A 17,850-nucleotide genomic window follows, 5' to 3' on the forward strand; every position below is an offset into this window, starting at 1 on the left:
TTCGTATTTGCGATGGCTTGTGCATGCCGTACGCGCGTGTTGTGAGACGCGTATCATGAGGCTATGGGCAATATCACAGATGACATCCGTAACGATTTCGCCGTGTTCGCCGACCGTCCGTTCAATGAAGTCGACAGTCTGGCGCTGTCCCAACTCGCTTATGCGCGGATGCCGCAGGATGTGCCACGTCATCCGTCCGCCAATATGGTGCCGCTCCACACGCTGCTGCGCGCCGAAGCGTATGACGCGATATTCGGATCAATCTGGTCACCGCAGATGAACGTGGAGCTTATCCGGGCCATGTCCGAGAGTCCACGGTGGCGTCATATTCGCATCGGCGGCTATGTGGACGAATACGATGCCGATGAGGCCATGCAGTTCTCCGCCTGCACATTCGATCTGGGCGACGGCCGGCTCTATATCGCCTTTCGTGGAACCGACGGGTCGATCATGGGATGGAAGGAGGACTTCATGATGGCCTTCCGTCGTCCGATCGCCTCGCAGGAGGCCGCCGCTCGCTATCTGCGCGAGGTGGCGGCTCGTTGGCATGGGATGATTCTTGTGGGAGGACATTCCAAGGGCGGCAATCTTGCCATCTATGCCGCAGCCGAAGCTCCCGCCGATGTGCAGGAGCGCATTGAAGCCGTGTATTCGCATGATGGGCCCGGTTTCGACCCGTCGTTTCTTGAGGGGACCGGATTTGCACGCATTGCGAGCAAAATACACAAAACCGTGCCCGAGGCTTCGATCGTCGGCATGCTGTTCGAACGCGGCGACGCCAGTGCCGCCGACCGGTTTACCGTGGTGAAAAGCGCCGGCGTGAGCATCATGCAGCATTTCGGGCTGAACTGGCAGGTGAAGGACGGCGTGTTCGTACGTGCGGATGGTCTCAATGCCAGCGCGCAGTATGCCTCCGGCGTCATCAACGACTGGATGGACAAATACGACGATGAGCGTCGCCGCCTGTTCATCGAGAACCTGTTCGCGATCCTTGAGTCGGGCGGATACCGGACGTTCGGCGAACTGACCGCACACTGGACGCAGTCCTTGCCCGCCATGATCCTCGCCACTCGAAACGTGGCATCCGATGAGCGCGATGCCATGGTCGCCATTGTGGGCGGGCTGATTTCCTCGGCCGTGAAGCCCGGACCTGTGGAACGGGCGGGGGAGTAGCGGACTGGAAGGGGACTTCGGCTCCGGACTCTCGGTTATTCGGTTACCCGATTCCCTGATTTTTCCTGTCGGAAGGTTGCCTTGTCCAGCACAACGCCGCTCTCGCAAACTGTGTCATTCTTGTGGTACACTTGAACTGTGTCATAAGAATGATACAGTTCTAGGATCTGCTGCAGGTCCGTGGAATTTCGCGAAAATAAGGAGTGGTCATGGATGATCTGCTGTCCATCGATATGCTGCCAACGTGGGCGGTGTTGTTCTATGTCGTGGTTTCCGTCGTGAGCGTTGCGGCGCTGGCGAGGTTGCGCCGTCGCCCAGGAGGAGTTGCCGTGGGTGCTGTCGCACCCGCTTTGGCGCTTTCAGCCTTATCCGGCGTGTTTGCCGTCATTGTGTACGTGGGTGCCGCCCCGGTCGCGCAGATCGACATGGCCGATTTCTACGCCATGTATGAATCGCCGTTCATCATCGTTGTGGTGTTGCTGTTCGTCGCCCAAGTGGTGTGCGGGGCGCTCGCATCACGATCCGGGAAGCGGGGTGCCTGATGCTGGGGCTGATGTCGCTGATGGACGCGTTGGTGGCGTGGCTTGCCCTGATCGGTTTGAGCGCGATCGTGATGATCGTGGTCGTCGTTGCGCTTGTGGCCATGAATCGGGCATTGGAATTCAAGCCGGCTCGTGTCGGAACGTCCGATGCGCAGGGCACCGCCGCCGCGATAGCCATCGCTCGCCGCAGGATTCTCATATGCGTGTGCGGTGTTGTGGCGGTCGCAGTGATCGCCTCGGTGAGTGGAGGCATGCTGCGGTATGGTCTCAATTTGGCTCTGTTGCCCGGCGTGGCATCCTGCATTGTCGCGGGGCTGGCCGCGCTGCCATATGGCGATCGCGCCGTGGAGAATGATTCCCGGAAAACCGGAGGCGTGCGCGTCGCCTCGTTGCGGACTCGTGAACCATGGACCTACACCCGCTGGTATGTGCTCATCCAGCCGATTGTGGTGGCCGTGTTGCTGATCGGGTATCTGACCATCACCGCATGCATGGGAACCACTGATGGCGATGGGGCCGGACGGTCGATCAGATTGACGGAGGAGAACTCCTACGGCGGTGTGGTGGGCGGCGAGTCCGGTCCGTTTCCGGGCGTGTACTACGCATTGCCGTTGATCGGAATCACCGTGCTGCTGATCGTGCTCGTCTGCGTCGCGCTGAGGCGTATCTCACACACCCCGGCAGCGCCTGGTGAATGCGATGGGGAGTCCGATCGACTGTGGCGTTCGGCGATGAGCAGGTTCGTTGTGTTTCTGTCCACCGGATCGATGCTGGCCTATGCCGCCGGCGTGCTGTATTTCGCAGGCAATGCGACCCGTCTGGTCGGCACCAATTTCGATACGTTGCCGCCCTCCTATGCGGACGATGTGTATCCCACTTTGGGTGCGCTGCAGATGGTGACCGGAGGACTGCTGGGTGTGCTCGCACTTGTATATCTTGCCATGGCCGTGTTCGCTGTGGTGAAGCTGTGGGGCGGGACGCATGCGGTCGCGCCTGCGGGACATGCGCCGTGGAAGGCGGTCGCGCGATGACCGGGCGCGAGGAGCAGACGACGACGGCCGGGGTACCGCCGCTGCTTGGAGATGCCGGCGAGCTGCGGGTCGTGGTTCGTGATGACGATCCCATGCCGGTGTACGAGCAGATTCGCGGGCAGATCGAGGCCGCCATCCGTACGGGTGCCCTGCAGGGCGGCGACAAACTGCCTTCGGTGCGACAGCTGGCCGGAGACCTGCGCATCGCGCCCGGCACTGTGGCCAAGGCCTATGCGGAATTGGCCGAACAGGGGCTGATCGACACCGGTCTGGGGCGCGCGGCACGCGTGCGGCGAGTCGACAGGCTGCCGGATCCACTGCTGGCCGCCGCCGAATCGTTTGTCCGGGAAGCGCGCAGGCTGGACGTGAGTTTCGATGAGGCGGTGAATGCGCTGCGCGCCAAATGGTGACGACGCGCAACCCGGTCGTCTGCCAGTCGGCCGCCCGCCGCTTGTTGCCACTCGCCATGCAGATCATTTCCAACCTGCGGCCCTTCGCTCGTGGACTGGAAATGATCTGCACATTGGAATACGTTGTTCGCCCCGTACATGTGGATTCTTTCCAATCTGCGATTTCGGGGCCGCAGGTTGGAAAGAATCCTGGAAAACCGTATGGGAAGAAACTGTGTTGCGGTTCCGTCATGCGCGGGATTTGACTTCGAGCCGCTTGAGGTTCCTATGATGCCAGTGTCTTCGCATGCCAGTATCCGCATGCCGATCATAGAAACCAAGGAAGTGACCATGCTGCTCGACCATATTGATTCACCTGCAGATCTCAAGAAACTGCCGATCAGCCGACTGCCCGAATTGGCGGCGGAGATCCGCGCTGTCATACTGACCAAACTCGGTGCGCATGGCGGGCATGTGGGGCCGAACCTCGGCACCGTGGAGCTTGAGATCGCGATGCATTATGTGTTCGATTCGCCGCGCGACCGTTTCGTGTTCGACGTGAGCCATCAGAGCTACACGCACAAGATCCTCACCGGACGACGTGAGGCGTTCACCGATCCGGCGAAATGGGACGAGGACTCCGGCTACACGAATCCGAACGAAAGCGAACACGACTGGTTCAACATGGGCCACACGTCCACGTCCATGTCGCTTGCATCCGGCCTTGCCAAGGCGCGTGACCTGACAGGTGGAACCTACAATGTGGTCGCGGTGATCGGCGACGGGTCGTTATCCGGCGGCGAGGCGTTTGAGGGCTTCGACGTCGTGGGCGAGATGGGCACGAACTTCATCGCCATCGTCAATGACAATGAGATGTCCATCGCGGAGAATCACGGCGGCCTGTACGGCCATCTGCGCGAGCTGCGCGAAAGCGGGGGATTGTCACGCAACAATATCTTCCGAGCGCTTGGCTTCGATTACCGCTATGTGGAGCGGGGCAACGATGCGGTTGCGCTGATCGAGGCGCTTGGAGCCGTCAAGGACATTGACCATCCGGTCGTGGTGCATGTCCACACCCAGAAGGGCCGTGGATTCGCGCCGGCTGTGGCCGACAAGGAATCTTGGCACTGGAACGGGCATTTCGATCCGAAAACCGGTGCGTCCACGCGGCCCGCGACGGATACGGACTCCGATGGGTGCGACAGCTACGAGGATCTGACCGGCGCTTGGCTGCTGGACCGCATGCGCGAGGACCCGCGCGTGGTGGCCATCACGTCCGGCACGCCCACCGTCATGGGCTTCACCCCGGAGCTTCGCCGCAAGGCCGGCAAGCAGTTCGTGGACGTTGGCATCGCCGAGGAGCAGGCCGTGGCCATGGCCTCCGGCATCGCGCGCGGCGGAGGCATCCCGATCTACGGATTCTGCAGCACGTTTGTGCAGCGCGCCTACGATCAGCTCATCCAGGACCTGTGCGTCAACGGCAATCCGGCCGTGCTGCTGAGCTTCGACGCCAGCGTGTATGGCATGAACGACGTGACGCATCTGGGCTTCTACGACATCGCCATGATGGGCAACATCCCCAACCTTGTGTACCTTGCGCCCACCTGCAAGGAGGAGTACTTCGCCATGCTTGGCTGGGCCGTGACCCAACGGGAGCATCCGGTAGCGATCCGCGTGCCCGTATATGGCGGGGTTGTCTCGCGGGGCAAACCGGATACGACCGACTATGGGCAGCTTGATCGGTATGAGATCACGCGGCGTGGCCATGATGCTGCGGTGATTGGCCTCGGCGACTTCTACGGACTGGGCGAGCGGGTGGTTGGCGTCTTGGACGCCGAACTGGGCGTGAAGGCGACGCTCATCAACCCGAAGTTCATCACCGGTTTGGATCGTGACCTGCTCGATGGCCTGCAGGCCGATCACCGTGTGACTGTGACGCTGGAGGACGGACAGCTCGAAGGCGGCTTCGGCGGGAAGATCGCCGCATATTACGGGCCGACCGCCATGCGTGTGAAGACCTACGGTATCGCCAAGTCCTTCCCCGACCGGTATGATCCCGACCGGCTGCTGGCCGATAATGGTATAACCGTGCCGGCGATCGTGGCGGACATTCGGCGTATGCTGGGCTGACTCGGCAGGTGCGTGGCGTCGCATGTGCGTCGGCGGTGCATCATCGCCGTGTTTGACTTCGAGCGCTCGAACTTCATACGGTTGTGGGTGTTGGAACCCGTTGCTCGGATGTAAGGAGAACGATATGAGCGACATGATGAAGGCTGCGATGTTCATGGGCCCCGGACGCATGGAAGTCGAGGAAGTGCCCAAGGCGCGCGTGGAGCAGCCGACCGATGCGATGATCCGCATGGTGCGCACCTGCGTGTGCGGCTCCGACCTGTGGTACTTCCGCGGCCTGAGCGAGCACGCCGTCCACAGCCAGATCGGTCATGAGGGCATCGGCGTGATCGAGGAGGTCGGCTCCGCTGTGGCCGACTTCAAGGTTGGCGACTTCGTGGTTGTCCCGTTCCCGTACAGCTGCGGCACCTGCCCGGTGTGCAAGGCCGGCTTTGAATCCTGCTGCCCGCACGGCGGATACTTCGGTGCCAACCAAGCGGAATACGCGCGTGTGCCCGAAGCCGACGGCACATTGGTCAAGGTGCCCGGTTCTCCCGAGGACTATGACGATGCCACACTGGCCTCTCTGCTGACCATTTCCGATGTGATGTCCACCGGCTATCACGCCGCCGTGTCCGCCGAGGTCAAGCCCGGCGACACCGCGGTGGTGATGGGCGATGGCGCCGTGGGCTTGTGCGGCGTGATCGGTGCCAAGATGCTCGGTGCGGAGCGCATCATCGCCATGAGCCGCCACGAGGACCGTGCTGCCCTTGCCCGCGAGTTCGGGGCCACCGATGTGGTGGCCGAGCGCGACCAGGCCGCGATCGACAAGGTGCTTGGCATGACCGGCGGCTATGGCGCCGATGCCGTGCTTGAATGCGTTGGCTCCAAGCAGTCCTTCGACACGGCCGTCGGTCTCGTCCGCGCCGGTGCCGTGATCGGCCGCGTCGGTCTGCCGCATGACGTGACGATCAGCGCCGAAGGCTCCTTCTACCGCAACCTTGGCATCAAGGGCGGTCCGGCCCCCGTGCGCCATTATGACCTCAATGGTCTGCTTGACGCGGTGCTGAACCATGAGATCAACCCCGGTCGCGTGTTCACGGCCGAGTACGACCTCGATCACATTCAGGACGCCTACGACGCCATGGACCAGCGCAAGGTCATCAAGTCGCTCATCCGCTTCTGACGGCCTTAACCCGTGACGACCGTCATACCGGTTCCGTCCGGGCCGGTTATGCAGCCGGTTCTACAATGGGCCGCATGACGGTCGAACATGGTCCCCAGGCAATCGAGGTGCGCGGCGCGCGCGTGCACAATCTCAAAAACATCAGCGTGAATGTGCCGCTGAACCGGCTGGTCGGCATCGCCGGCGTCTCCGGCTCGGGTAAAAGTTCGCTCGCTTTGGGCGTGCTGTATGCGGAGGGTTCGCGCCGGTATCTTGAGGCGCTGTCCACCTACACGCGTCGACGGCTCACACAGGCCGGCCGCGCGCAGGTGGACGACGTGCTGCATGTGCCGGCGGCGCTTGCGTTGCACCAGCGCCCCGCCGTGCCGGGCATCCGCTCCACGTTCGGCACGATGAGCGAGCTGCTCAACAGCCTGCGTCTTCTGTTTTCCCGCGTCGGCTCCCACGTGTGCCCGCATTGCGGCACTCGCAATGCGCCGACACTGAATGTCGCCGCGGAACTGCCCATCACATGCGTTCGTTGCGGTGCCACATTTCATGGTCCTGGAGCCGAGTCCTTGGCCTTCAATTCCGCAGGCGCCTGCCCCTCATGCTCCGGCACGGGCGTGGTACGCGAGGTGAACCGCGCGGCGCTGGTGCCCGACGAGTCGAAATCGATCGATGACGGCGCAGTCCTGCCGTGGGGTTCGCTCATGTGGGACCTGATGAAGCAGGTGTGCGGCGCCATGGGCGTGCGCACGAACGTTCCGTTCCGGGACCTCACGCCCGAGGAGCGGAACATCGTGTTCAACGGTCCGGCGGTGAAGAAGCACATCCTGTACCGTCCGAAGAAGGGCGATGACTTCGCCGAACTCGACTTCACCTACTACAACGCCGTCTACACTGTGGAGAACGCACTCGCCAAAGCCAAGGATGAGAAGGGGCTGAAACGCGTCGCGCGCTTTCTTGAGGAGAAGCCGTGCAAGGACTGCGGCGGCACCCGGCTGAGTGCCAAGGCCCGAGAGCCGCAGGTGCGCGGCATCAATTTGGCCGAGGCGACCGCGATGACCTTGTCCGATGCCGTGGAATGGGTGAGGGGCGTGCCTGAGACGTTGGATCCGCCGATGCGTCCGATGGCCCGGAACATCGGCGAATCGTTCCTCGATGTGGCCAAGCGTCTGACGGAGCTCGGTCTCGGCTACCTGTCCCTTGACCGCGCGGGGTCCACGCTATCGACCGGCGAACGTCAGCGCGTGCAGCTGGCCCGCGCCGTGCGCAACCGCACCACCGGCGTCATGTATGTGCTCGACGAGCCATCCATCGGCCTGCACCCTTCGAACGTGGACGGTCTGCTCGGCGTGATGCGCGATCTGGTGGATGACGGCAATTCCGTGGTGGTGGTCGACCATGATGTGCGCGTGCTCAAGGCCGCAGACCATCTGATCGAGATGGGACCGGTGGCCGGTGCCGGAGGCGGGCATGTGATCGCACAGGGGACGGTGGGCAATGTGGCTGCGTCTCCGGACAGCCGCATCGCGCCGTTCCTGTGCGAAAGCGGCCCCGAACGGGTCCGATCGATCTGCGAACCCCAGCGCATGTTCGAGCGTGGGACGATTCGCATGGACACGGGCCCGTTGCACACCGTCAAGCCCCTGTCCGTGCGCATCCCGCGTGGCCGTCTCGTGGCGGTGACCGGCGTATCCGGATCGGGCAAGACCACGATGGTGCTGGAATCGCTGATCCCGGCATTGCGCGCGAATGCCGAAGGATCGGTCCTTCCCGCCCATGTGCGCACCGTTGAAGCTGATGGCATTGCACGGGCGAACCTCATCGATGCCACGCCGATCGGCGCGAATGTGCGTTCCACCGTGGCCACCTATGCCGGCGTGCACGATGACCTGCGCCGGGCGTTCGCCCGATGCGAGGAGGCCGCCTCCGCCGGTTGGAAGGCCGGCGACTTCTCCTACAACACCGGGCGCCTGCGCTGCCCGACATGCGATGGGACCGGTTCGATTTCGCTGGATGTGCAGTTCCTGCCCGACGTGGACATCGAATGCCCCGACTGCCATGGATCCCGGTATGCCTCTGCGGCCGACTCCATTCGTCGACGTTCGAAGGACGGCCGCATGCTGACCCTGCCTCAGCTTATGGCGATGAGCGTCGACGAGGCGCTGGACGCGTTGGCCGACCTGCGGAAAGTGCGTGGGCGGCTTGCCGTATTGCACGATTTGGGTCTTGGATACCTGACGCTTGGCGAACCAACGCCGGCGCTCTCCGGAGGCGAGGCCCAGCGGTTGAAACTTGCCAGCGAGATGGGACGTGCGCAGTCGGATGCCGTATTCGTGTTCGACGAGCCGACCATCGGACTGCACCCGCTGGATGTGCGGGTGCTGCTTGGCGTGTTCGACCGTCTGGTGGCCAACGGCGCGACCGTCGTCGTCATCGAGCATGATCTTGACGTGATCGCCAATGCCGATTACGTCATCGATATGGGACCCGGTGGCGGTGAGGCCGGCGGTCGCATCGTCGCCACAGGCACTCCCGACGACATCGCTTCAAACCCGGACAGCATCACCGGCCGGTATCTCGGTGCGGCGGGACCCGAAGTCCGATGAAGAGGATTGCCGCGTATGGTTGATGCTGTCCAGTGGAAAGGAGATGTCATGACGGAGGAAACCGAGGGAAACATGAATCGCGGATACAGGCTGCCGGAAGGCTTCGAGCAGTGCTCGAAACTGGATCCGGTGCTCAACGCGCCCACGGCGCTGGACCGGGTCAGGGCGGTCGTGGACATCCTGTATTCACCGGGCGGATGCCCTTGGGATGGCAAGCAGACGAACCGTTCATTGCTGAAGAACCTCCTTGAGGAAACATACGAGTATGTGGACGCGGTGGAGACGGGGGACAGAGCCAACATGCGTGAGGAACTCGGCGATGTGCTGTTGCAGTCCGTATTCCAGGCAAGGGTGTGCGAGTCCGATCCCGATGATCCGTTTGACATCGGTGAAGTGGCGGATCGTCTGGTGGACAAGCTCATCACGCGCCATCCGCATGTGTTCGCGTCGGATCGCGAAGCGCGTGCGGAAGCCGATGAAGAGGAATCCCCCGAAGCCGTGTTGGCCCTGTGGGAGCGGATGAAGCAGCGCGAGAAGCACCGGCAGTCCGTGCTCGACGGCATCTCCCATGCGCAGGGCGCCTTGCCCCGGGCCGCCAAGGTGGCATCTCGCATCGCAAAATCCCCGAACGCGGAGCGGCTGTTCGCCGTCTTCGATTCGATCCATGGCTCGGAATCGAAGGGCGGTGAGCATACGCCGGATGCCTATGCGGATCAGATCCTCGATATCATCCGTTGTGCGCAGGCCGACGGGGTGGATATTGAGGCGGCCTTGAGGAATCGTCTACGGACAGCCGAAGCTGCCGTCGCCGCATGCGAGCGGACGATCAAGACTGGTGAGACGGCCTAGCATTGCGGCCGATCATACCCTGAATGGCAAAGGCGCCATTCGGGGCATGGCAGTTCCCTATTCCTCCCCGTTGTAGAGGAATCCCACCGAGGGGCGATGCCGTACGCAATACGGACACTGGCAGTCCGCATCAGGTTGCCGGGCTTCGAAGCAGTTCGGTTCATATTGGCGCGAGGCAAGCGATCCCAAAAGATATGCAAGGGGAATGCTGTCCTCCTGATCCGCGTAAGCATCATATGGCATTGCGGGGCATGGCATGGGCATGACGGGGTGCGAATCGATGGCGGATGGCTGTGCCGGGAACGGATAGGCGGTTTCCATGGGCGCCAACCGCATCGACAACGATTGCTCCAAAGCCGGGTTGCCAAGCAGCATGGGGGACGGCAGCGGTTCGAAGTCGGGTTCGGGATCGGCGAAGGCGATGGTGGACTGAATGACGAACATGGTGTGATCCTTTCGGTGATTTGGTGTTTGGATTGGGTTGGTATCAATATTGATATCTATAAATATAGTACAGATGTTCGATTTTTGAAATGTTGGCGTGTCGCAATGAGGGCGGCGGCCGGAGCTGTCCCCGGCGGGAAATCGTCTAATATGGGGACGCGTTGAACGGATCGCGAGATTGGAGGGCATGCCATGGCGGAGGATCCGAGTGAATCCCCGGTTAGCGGTGTTGATGCCGGCGCAGGGGAGGCCGGTGTGGGAAGCAAAGCGGCGGGGAGGGCCCATGCGCCCCGCCACCCGATGCCTACGCGCCCGGTCGAGGACCGCTATGTGTACCGCATCCTGTGGTCGGAATCCCGGAAGGGCTTTGTGTGCACGGTGGCGGAGCTTCCGGATCTGATCGAGGTGTCCGAATCGTCGGCTGAGGCGCTGATGGGGCTGCATATGCAGGTCGCGGAGCGGCTTGCCGCCATGAGGGCGAAGGGCGAGGATGTGCCTGTGCCGTACGAGGACCGGCAGTATTCCGGCCGTTTCATGGTCCGCATCCCGCCGGAGATGCACAGACGTCTGGCCATCGAGGCCGCGGAGCAAGGGGTGTCGATCAACCGCTTGGTCCAGTCCCGTCTGATGTAAGGGCGTCGCCGATTCGTCTGGGGACGAAGTCGAAGTGGATATATATCAGAATGAGTTATAGTGAATGATATGAACGTTGTTGAGATCATGACTTTGGGGTTCCTCGCCGAGGGGTCGGCGTGCGGATACCGCCTGCGCAAGAAGATGGAGCGACTGAACGGCTATGCGCGTCCGTTCAGCGACGGCACGCTGCATACCGTCACCGGCCGTTTCCTCAAGGCCGGCTACATCGGGGAGAGCTTCGAGGTGGTCAACGGGCGCCGTTTGCGTCAGTTCCATCTGGAGCCTCTAGGCCGCAGCAAGCTCATCGAGGAACTCAAGGGCGTCAATGGCTATATGCTCACGGACATCACCAAGTGGTCGGTCGTCCTGTCCTTCCTCTCCATCATCCCGGATGAGGAGGATCGCCGGGCGGTGCTGCGCCGTCGGCTGGGCGTGCTCGACGGCGATGTGCGCCGGCTGTACAGTGATGGCATGGAGCCGCTGGACAACGAATCGATCACGGACAAGTACCGCAGGGCCAACATCTCCATCCATGACGCCGAAATCGCGGCAGAGCGCGCGTGGCTGACCGGGGAGCTCGGCATCAAGGAGTGACGGAGTCGCAAGGGGCTTCCGGCATGTCCCCATCACCGGAATTTCTGGAGGCGCTGTACCGCGCGATGCTGCGCGGCATCGGTCCGACCGGCTGGTGGCCCGCCGAAACCCTGTATGAGATCATGGTCGGCGCGGTGCTCACACAGAACACCGCATGGGGCAATGTCGAGCGCTCCCTTGCCGCGCTCAGGGACGCCGGCATGCTGGAGCCGCATGCGATCGCGGTCGCGGATCGGGAGCGGCTGCAGGATCTCATTCGGCCATCGGGCTTCCATCGCAACAAATCCAAGGCGCTGATCGCGCTCAGCCAATGGTACGTGGATCGGTGCGATGCGGACCCACAGACTGTGGCGGATGTGTCCGACGGCGATCTGCGCCGCGAACTGCTTGGCCTGTTCGGCGTGGGCGGGGAGACGGCCGACGATCTTGTGCTGTATGTGTTCTCCCGCCGCGCGTTCGTGGCCGACACCTATGCCCGGCGCCTGTTCGCGTTCCTTGGATGGGAGGCACCTCTGGGCTATCCGAAGTTTCACGATGCCGTGACGCCGGCTGTGTTTGCGACGCGTCTGGATGTGGCGGAACTCAAGGAATTCCATGGTCTGATCGACGAATTTGGCAAGACTTGCCGAGATGACGACGCGAAGTCCAAGTCGTTTCTCGGTGACTGGCGATGGAGATTGAAGGCTCCGAACGCATGAGGTCGCAGGGGGAAGACGCCGATGTCGCCCGCACCTGATCGTATCGAGGGGGAAAAACGAGTATTCAAAGCAATGTGAATATTCATTTCTGCACACCTTATGCGCATCCGATCCCATGATCGGCTGCCGCGATTATCCCCCGGTGCATGAGATCGGTCATAAGGTCCGCCAGATCGCGGTCCGGCGTATCGAATCCGGCGCGTATCCAATCCTCAAGCATTGCGCAGACTGCTCCGGACCAATAGGATGCGGCGTACCGCGGTCCGTAGGAGCTTTGCGGCGTGCTGGCGTTCATGTGGTCGCGCATAGTCTCGCGGATGCGCGGACCGTAGCCGGCGTCGAGCAGCAGGCGATACTGTGGCGCGAAGTCGTGCACCGCGGCCAGCAACGCCATGCAGCTCTCCCGGGTCTGCGTGACCGGATCGTAGGCGGTCAGGATTGCCGACATGGCCTCGATCACGCCGCGCAGATAATCCTCCAGAATGGCCTCCTTGGAGGGGTAGTTGCGGTAGTACGCATTGCGGGAGACTCCGGCCCGCCGGGCGATGTCCGTGACCGTGATCGCGGCGAACGGCTTGGTGGCCATGAGCTGGATGAGCGCACCCTCGATGCATTCTCGCACAAAGGCGTTCGACTCCGCGTTGCTGCGGTGTAGGGTGGCGAGACGCCGCTCCCGTCCGGTGGGATGTCCGATGCTGTGATCGTCCGTCATGTCACAAATCCCTCTCATCTGTCATGTCCGTGCCGTGCCGGCTTGCGGACGGAGGCGCGTCTTGGCTACCGTCATTGATGTCACATATGTTACATCGATGACGAATGCGGGAACGTTGCGGATCGTCATCGAATGAGCGATCAGCGAGGCGGACATGGACAATGAAAGCAGGAGGATCATCCTCATTACGGGCGCATCTGGCGGCATCGGCAAGCAGACCGCTCTGGCGCTCGCCGAACAGGGGCACACGATCGTGATGCATGGGCGCAACCCTGACAAGACGCGGGAGGCGTGCCGGTGGATCATGGAGCGCAGCGGGAACCCGGACGTGCACGCGCATATCGCCGACCTGTCCCTCATAGCGAACGTGGCCCGGTTCGCCGCGGAGATTGAAGCCTCGTACGACCATCTTGACGTGCTGATCAACAATGCGGGCGGGCAGTTCGGCACAACGCGTGAGACCACCGCGGAGGGACATGAGAAGACCTTCGCGATCAACACGCTGCAGCCGTTCCTGCTCACCAGCCTGCTGATGCCCATGCTCAGGCGCAGTGCGTCGGCGCGTGTGGTGACGGTGGCCAGCGAATCCTACCGGCAGGGCGGTCCGGCGCTCCGCGATGATGTGGAGCTCGAACGGCACTACTCGCTCACGCGTGCCTACGGGCTGTCGAAGCGCTACGCATGGTGGCTCATGCGCGAGTTCGACCGGCGTCTCAAGGCCGAAGGCGTGACGAACGTCACCGTGAACACCGTGGAGCCGGGATCGGCGTTCACCGGGCTGCAGCGCGAGTCCGGCAAGAGCCCGCTGATGCGGCTGGTGCTGGCGTTGTGGACGCCGTTCATGCGGTCGGCCGCGCATGGCGCCCGCACCAGCGTGCTCATGGCCACGTCCCCCGCGGTGGAGGGCGTGAGCGGCGAGTTCTGGGGCAACGGCAAGCCCAAGCGGATCAATCCCAAATGGAGCGATCCGGAAGGACAGCGGTGGATCTGGGAGTATTGCGCCAAGGCGTGCAATCGCTGGCTGGGGTGATTCCCGGCGCGGTCCGGGGCGGGCGATCGGCGCGGCCGCGTATGCGACAATGGGCGTATGAGCCGAATGCGAATTCAAACGCCGTGCGACGCCATGATCATGAGGCCCATGAGCCGCGACGACTATCCGGCGCTCATCGAGATGGTGCGCCGCATGTGGTACGGGGATCCGGACATGGATACGCGGGTGTCGCGCGCGCTGGCCAAAGCCGATTTCGAAGCCACCTTGTCCCGGACCACCGAGGCGTGGGTGTCGGAAACGCCGGATGGCTTGTCCGGCGTGATTCTGGGAGGAGTCGCGGGTCGTCGGTCATGGCGGCGGATGCTGTCATCCCTGCGCCATCTGCGCCGGGCGGCCGGAATCCTGCTGCCGCTGCTGGCGTCGCGAGAGGGACGCAGGGGCATTCGCGGCATGCTGCGTATCAACGCCGCCGACGATCGACTGCTGCGCGACGCGACCCGGGATCGCGGGCGGTATGACGCGGAGGTCACCCTGCTGCTGGTGGAGGCGAACGTGCGGGGCGGGGGAGTGGGGCGCCGGCTGTTCGATCGCATGATGCGCACGTTCCGGGCGGCCGGTGTGGAACGCTTCTTTCTGTTCACCGACACCACCTGCAACTTCGGCTTCTATGATCATCTGGGACTCGTCCGTTGCGGGGAGATGCCGCTCGCATGGTCCAACGGCGATGGGACGACGTTCTATCTGTATGACGGACGAGTCTGACATCGGTATTGCTTCGGCCTCCTATACTGTCGAGCATGATCATGAAAGGGGCGCGCAATGAGCGCTAATGCGACGATCGCGAACAATGCGGGCAATGCGGCGGGCAGGGCTGCCAACGGCGAGCGGTTCGCCGGCAAATATGCGGTGGTGACCGGCGGCACCCGCGGTATCGGCTTGGCCGTGGCCGATCGTATGGCCGCCGAGGGGCTGGCCGGTGCGGTGCTGGTGGGCCGCGACGCGTCCAAAGCGCAGGAGAGCGCCGCCGAGCTGGCGGACAGGTATGGGTGCGATGCCATTGGTCTGACTGCGGACGTGGCTGATCCCGGTGCCGTCAAGGAACTCTTCGGACAGGTGCGCGAACGTCTGCCGCGACTGGATGTGCTGGTCAACTCGGCGGGCATCTACACCACGACGCCGCTCGGCGAGCTCGATGCCGGTGAATGGGACCGGGTGCTGGACGTCAATCTGCGGGGCGCGCATCTGTGCGTCCGCGAGGCGGCGACGATCATGGAGCCGCAGCGGTCCGGCGCGATTGTGAACATCTCCTCGCTGGCGGCCCGCGTGGGCGGCGTGTCCGGATCGGTGGCCTACGCCGCTTCCAAGGGAGGCATGCTTTCGGCCACCCGCAGCTACGCCAAGATCCTCGCGCCGTACGGAATCCGCGTGAACGCCGTGTGTCCGGGCGTGATCCGCACGGACATGACCGCCGGCACGGATTTCTCGTCCCTGCATATCCCCCTGGGCCGTCTTGGCGAGGTGGCGGATGTGGCCGGCGTGGTCGCGTTCCTCGCCAGCGACGATGCGGCATATGTCACGGGCCAGGCGATCGACGTCAATGGCGGTGTGTACATGAACTGACTGGGTTCCGGGCGGCAGCGCTCCGGCATATATTTCACCATTCGGACCGCGGTCCGGGATTCGACCAATCGCATCATGCCCGTGAAACCCGGCGTTACAGTCGAAGCCATGGTTCAATGGGATTCGGAGCAGTATCTGAGATTCAAGACGGAACGCACGCAGCCGTCGCGCGATCTGGCGGCGCAGTTGCCGCCGGAGACGAACGCCGACGGCGAAACGGTCGTGCGCAGGGTGCTCGACATCGGCTGCGGTCCGGGCAACAGCACCGCCGTGCTGCGCGAGCGGTACCCGCATGCGCGGATCCTTGGCGTGGACAGTTCCCCGGACATGATCGAGGCGGCCCGCAAGGCCCATCCGGACATCGACTTCGCCCTATGCGACGTGTCCGATTCCAAGCGCTTCGCCAAACTGCCCAAGGACTTCGATGTGGTCTTCTCCAACGCCTGCATCCAGTGGGTGCCGGACCACGAACGCCTGATTCCGCGACTCATGTCCCGGCTTGTCAAGGGAGGCACGCTCGCCGTGCAGACGCCCATGAACTACGAGGAACCGATCCACCGGATCATCGCCTCGGTGGTGCATGGGCCGCGATTCGGCGCGATGCTGCCTCAGCAGCGCGAGTTCTACAATCTCACACCGCCCGAGTACTGGGAGATTCTGCGTGCCAAGGCATCGTCCTTCCGCATGTGGAAGACGACGTACATGCACACGCTGCCCTCACACGAGGCGATCATGGAGTGGTATCGCGGCACGGGATTGCGTCCGTACCTGCAGGCGCTGGGCGATGACGATACCGCCCGCGAGGAATTCGAGACCGAGGTCCTGGCCCGCGTCCGCGCCGCCTATGACACGCAGTCGGACGGCAGCATCATCTTCCCGTTCCCGCGGTTCTTCTTCACCGCCGTGAGGTGAGTCTTCGGCCCGCATCACCGTTCCCGCCAGCGCAATGCCTCGAAGGCGAGCGTGTACACGAGCAGCAACGCGCTGGCGAGGAACACCGACCGCAGCGCCACATCCAGGGACGGGACGAAGGTTGCGACCACGCCGAACACCGCCACGCCTATGGCGCCGCCCACCTGACGGAAGGTGTTGAACATTGCGCTGGCTATGCCGGCCTGCGAACCGTCGACGCTGGCGAGCACCACACCCGCCGCCGCCGGGGTGGTGATGGCCGCGCCGAACCCTACGACGCTCAGACCCGTCGCGATGGCCCATACGGGAATGGGTGTGGGGCTAAGGAATTCGAATGCGAAGCCGATGATCATGATGCACAGCCCCAGCGTGATGGAGAATTGCGATCCGCGGGCGGTGATGATGCGGCCTCCCACGAGATTGCCCACAATCGTCACGAATGCGGACGGGACGAAGACCAGACCCGCGGCGAACGCGCCCATGCCGAGCTGGTTCTGCAGGAACATCGTGCAGATGAACACCATGCCGTACCAGTTGAAGATCATGATGAAGCCGATCTGCAACGCCACCTGCATGCCTCGCACGCGGAACAGGCCGAGCGGCATCATCGGCGCGGCGACCTTGGACTGGGACCACGCGAATGCCGCCAGCGCCGCCACGCCCATGGCCAGCAGCAACAGTGTGACCGGATGGGCGAACCCAAGCGATCCGACCTCGATGATGCCGGCGACCAGTGCGGCGAGGCCCGCCAGGGACAGCGTCTGCCCCACCCAGTCGAAGCGCGCGGGCCGTTTCGGCGACATCCGGATGTAGGGCGCGATGACGAGGATGAACAGGCAGAACGGCATGTTGATGACGAACACCAGACTCCAGTGGATCGGCGTGAGCAGACCGCCCAGCATGGGACCGACCGCCGAGGCCGACGCTCCTCCCGCACCCCACAGGGCCAGCGCCCATGCGCGACGGCGTGGGTCGGGATTCGCCTCGTTGATCAGTGACATCGAGGCCGGCAGAATCAGTGCGGATGCCACGCCGAGCATGCATCGGCCGGCCACGAGCGCAGCCATCGAGCCGGCGAACGAGCAGAACAGCGAGGCCGCGCCGAACAGCGCGGTGCCCGCCATGAACACGCGCTTGGCGCCGAAGCGGTCCGCGAGACTGCCCGAGAGCAACAGCAACGCCGCGAACAGCAGCGTGTAGCCGTCCACCACCCATTGCTGGACGGCCATGTCCCCGCCGAGCTCCGATGCGATCGTGGGCAGGGCCACATTGACGATCAGTACGTCCATGCCGGACAGGAATGATGCGATCGCGGCCGCCGCGGTGGCCGGCACGGGGCTTGTCTTCTTGGTCATGTGTTTCCCTCCAGT

The 17,850-nt window shown here is 63.3% G+C and carries 18 protein-coding genes; 15 read left to right on the top strand and 3 right to left on the bottom strand.

The annotated features are described in order from the left end of the window. The first annotated feature begins 63 nt into the window (after window positions 1-63). From EMO90_RS02355 to EMO90_RS02390, 8 genes are all read left to right on the top strand, one after another. A complete protein-coding gene (locus EMO90_RS02355; RefSeq protein WP_150353312.1) occupies window positions 64-1,173 on the top strand; it encodes a DUF2974 domain-containing protein in 1,110 nt (369 codons plus the stop codon). A gap of 209 nt (window positions 1,174-1,382) precedes the next feature. Further along, window positions 1,383-1,715, top strand: coding sequence for a hypothetical protein (locus EMO90_RS02360; protein ID WP_150353311.1), 333 nt, complete (start codon window positions 1,383-1,385; stop codon window positions 1,713-1,715). Beyond that, the gene (locus EMO90_RS02365; RefSeq protein WP_150353310.1) at window positions 1,715-2,746 is read left to right on the top strand and encodes a hypothetical protein; all 1,032 of its coding nucleotides are present in this window, start codon (window positions 1,715-1,717) and stop codon (window positions 2,744-2,746) included. The genes EMO90_RS02360 and EMO90_RS02365 overlap by 1 nt, the downstream gene beginning before the upstream one ends. Then, window positions 2,743-3,156 (top strand): GntR family transcriptional regulator, encoded by a 414-nt coding sequence (locus EMO90_RS02370; protein ID WP_223849669.1) that lies wholly within the window; start codon window positions 2,743-2,745, stop codon window positions 3,154-3,156. Before EMO90_RS02365 ends, EMO90_RS02370 begins: the two co-directional genes overlap by 4 nt. A gap of 300 nt (window positions 3,157-3,456) precedes the next feature. Beyond that, window positions 3,457-5,265 carry a 1-deoxy-D-xylulose-5-phosphate synthase gene (locus EMO90_RS02375; protein ID WP_223849668.1) on the top strand — a complete coding sequence of 603 codons (1,809 nt, stop codon included), beginning with the start codon at window positions 3,457-3,459 and terminating at the stop codon, window positions 5,263-5,265. 124 nt (window positions 5,266-5,389) lie between these two features. Continuing rightward, window positions 5,390-6,430: a zinc-dependent alcohol dehydrogenase family protein gene (locus tag EMO90_RS02380; RefSeq protein ID WP_150353309.1), complete on the top strand. Its 1,041-nt coding sequence runs from the start codon at window positions 5,390-5,392 to the stop codon at window positions 6,428-6,430. Window positions 6,431-6,504: 74 nt separating this feature from the next. Continuing rightward, window positions 6,505-9,024, top strand: a complete 2,520-nt coding sequence (locus EMO90_RS02385; protein WP_150353308.1) for an excinuclease ABC subunit UvrA — start codon at window positions 6,505-6,507, stop codon at window positions 9,022-9,024. Window positions 9,025-9,072: 48 nt separating this feature from the next. Next, window positions 9,073-9,873 carry a MazG family protein gene (locus EMO90_RS02390; RefSeq protein ID WP_190971926.1) on the top strand — a complete coding sequence of 267 codons (801 nt, stop codon included), beginning with the start codon at window positions 9,073-9,075 and terminating at the stop codon, window positions 9,871-9,873. Window positions 9,874-9,930: 57 nt separating this feature from the next. Here EMO90_RS02390 and EMO90_RS02395 read toward each other — a convergent pair whose 3' ends face one another. After that, window positions 9,931-10,317, bottom strand: a complete 387-nt coding sequence (locus EMO90_RS02395; protein WP_150353306.1) for a hypothetical protein — start codon at window positions 10,315-10,317, stop codon at window positions 9,931-9,933. Between the two features lie 255 nt (window positions 10,318-10,572). On the opposite strand from EMO90_RS02395, the gene EMO90_RS02400 reads away from it, so the two are divergent. The 3 genes from EMO90_RS02400 (at window position 10,573) to EMO90_RS02410 (ending at window position 12,245) form a co-directional block, all read left to right on the top strand. Further along, entirely contained in the window at window positions 10,573-10,950 is a 378-nt protein-coding gene (locus EMO90_RS02400) for a type II toxin-antitoxin system HicB family antitoxin (RefSeq protein WP_223849667.1), read from the top strand. Between the two features lie 69 nt (window positions 10,951-11,019). After that, window positions 11,020-11,547, top strand: coding sequence for a PadR family transcriptional regulator (locus EMO90_RS02405; protein WP_150353305.1), 528 nt, complete (start codon window positions 11,020-11,022; stop codon window positions 11,545-11,547). Between the two features lie 23 nt (window positions 11,548-11,570). Further along, window positions 11,571-12,245, top strand: a complete 675-nt coding sequence (locus EMO90_RS02410) for an endonuclease III domain-containing protein (protein ID WP_150353304.1) — start codon at window positions 11,571-11,573, stop codon at window positions 12,243-12,245. Between the two features lie 97 nt (window positions 12,246-12,342). Here EMO90_RS02410 and EMO90_RS02415 read toward each other — a convergent pair whose 3' ends face one another. Then, window positions 12,343-12,957 (bottom strand): TetR/AcrR family transcriptional regulator, encoded by a 615-nt coding sequence (locus EMO90_RS02415; RefSeq protein ID WP_190971925.1) that lies wholly within the window; start codon window positions 12,955-12,957, stop codon window positions 12,343-12,345. A 154-nt stretch (window positions 12,958-13,111) separates the two neighbouring features. Between EMO90_RS02415 and EMO90_RS02420 the strand changes: the two genes are divergently transcribed. From EMO90_RS02420 to EMO90_RS02435, 4 genes are all read left to right on the top strand, one after another. After that, window positions 13,112-13,987 (top strand): SDR family NAD(P)-dependent oxidoreductase, encoded by an 876-nt coding sequence (locus EMO90_RS02420; RefSeq protein ID WP_150353302.1) that lies wholly within the window; start codon window positions 13,112-13,114, stop codon window positions 13,985-13,987. A gap of 66 nt (window positions 13,988-14,053) precedes the next feature. After that, on the top strand, window positions 14,054-14,710 hold the full coding sequence (locus EMO90_RS02425) for a GNAT family N-acetyltransferase (protein WP_150353301.1): 657 nt from the start codon (window positions 14,054-14,056) through the stop codon (window positions 14,708-14,710). Window positions 14,711-14,767: 57 nt separating this feature from the next. Continuing rightward, complete coding sequence (locus tag EMO90_RS02430) at window positions 14,768-15,568, top strand: SDR family NAD(P)-dependent oxidoreductase (protein WP_150353300.1); 801 nt, start codon at window positions 14,768-14,770, stop codon at window positions 15,566-15,568. Window positions 15,569-15,676: 108 nt separating this feature from the next. Next, window positions 15,677-16,480 (top strand): methyltransferase domain-containing protein, encoded by an 804-nt coding sequence (locus EMO90_RS02435; protein ID WP_150353299.1) that lies wholly within the window; start codon window positions 15,677-15,679, stop codon window positions 16,478-16,480. A gap of 14 nt (window positions 16,481-16,494) precedes the next feature. On the opposite strand, the gene EMO90_RS02440 is transcribed toward EMO90_RS02435, so the two are convergent. Further along, window positions 16,495-17,835: an MFS transporter gene (locus tag EMO90_RS02440; protein ID WP_150353298.1), complete on the bottom strand. Its 1,341-nt coding sequence runs from the start codon at window positions 17,833-17,835 to the stop codon at window positions 16,495-16,497. Between the last annotated feature and the right edge of the window lie 15 nt (window positions 17,836-17,850).

The sequence above is a fragment of the Bifidobacterium vespertilionis genome (assembly GCF_008698145.1).
Lineage (GTDB): Bacteria > Actinomycetota > Actinomycetes > Actinomycetales > Bifidobacteriaceae > Bifidobacterium > Bifidobacterium vespertilionis.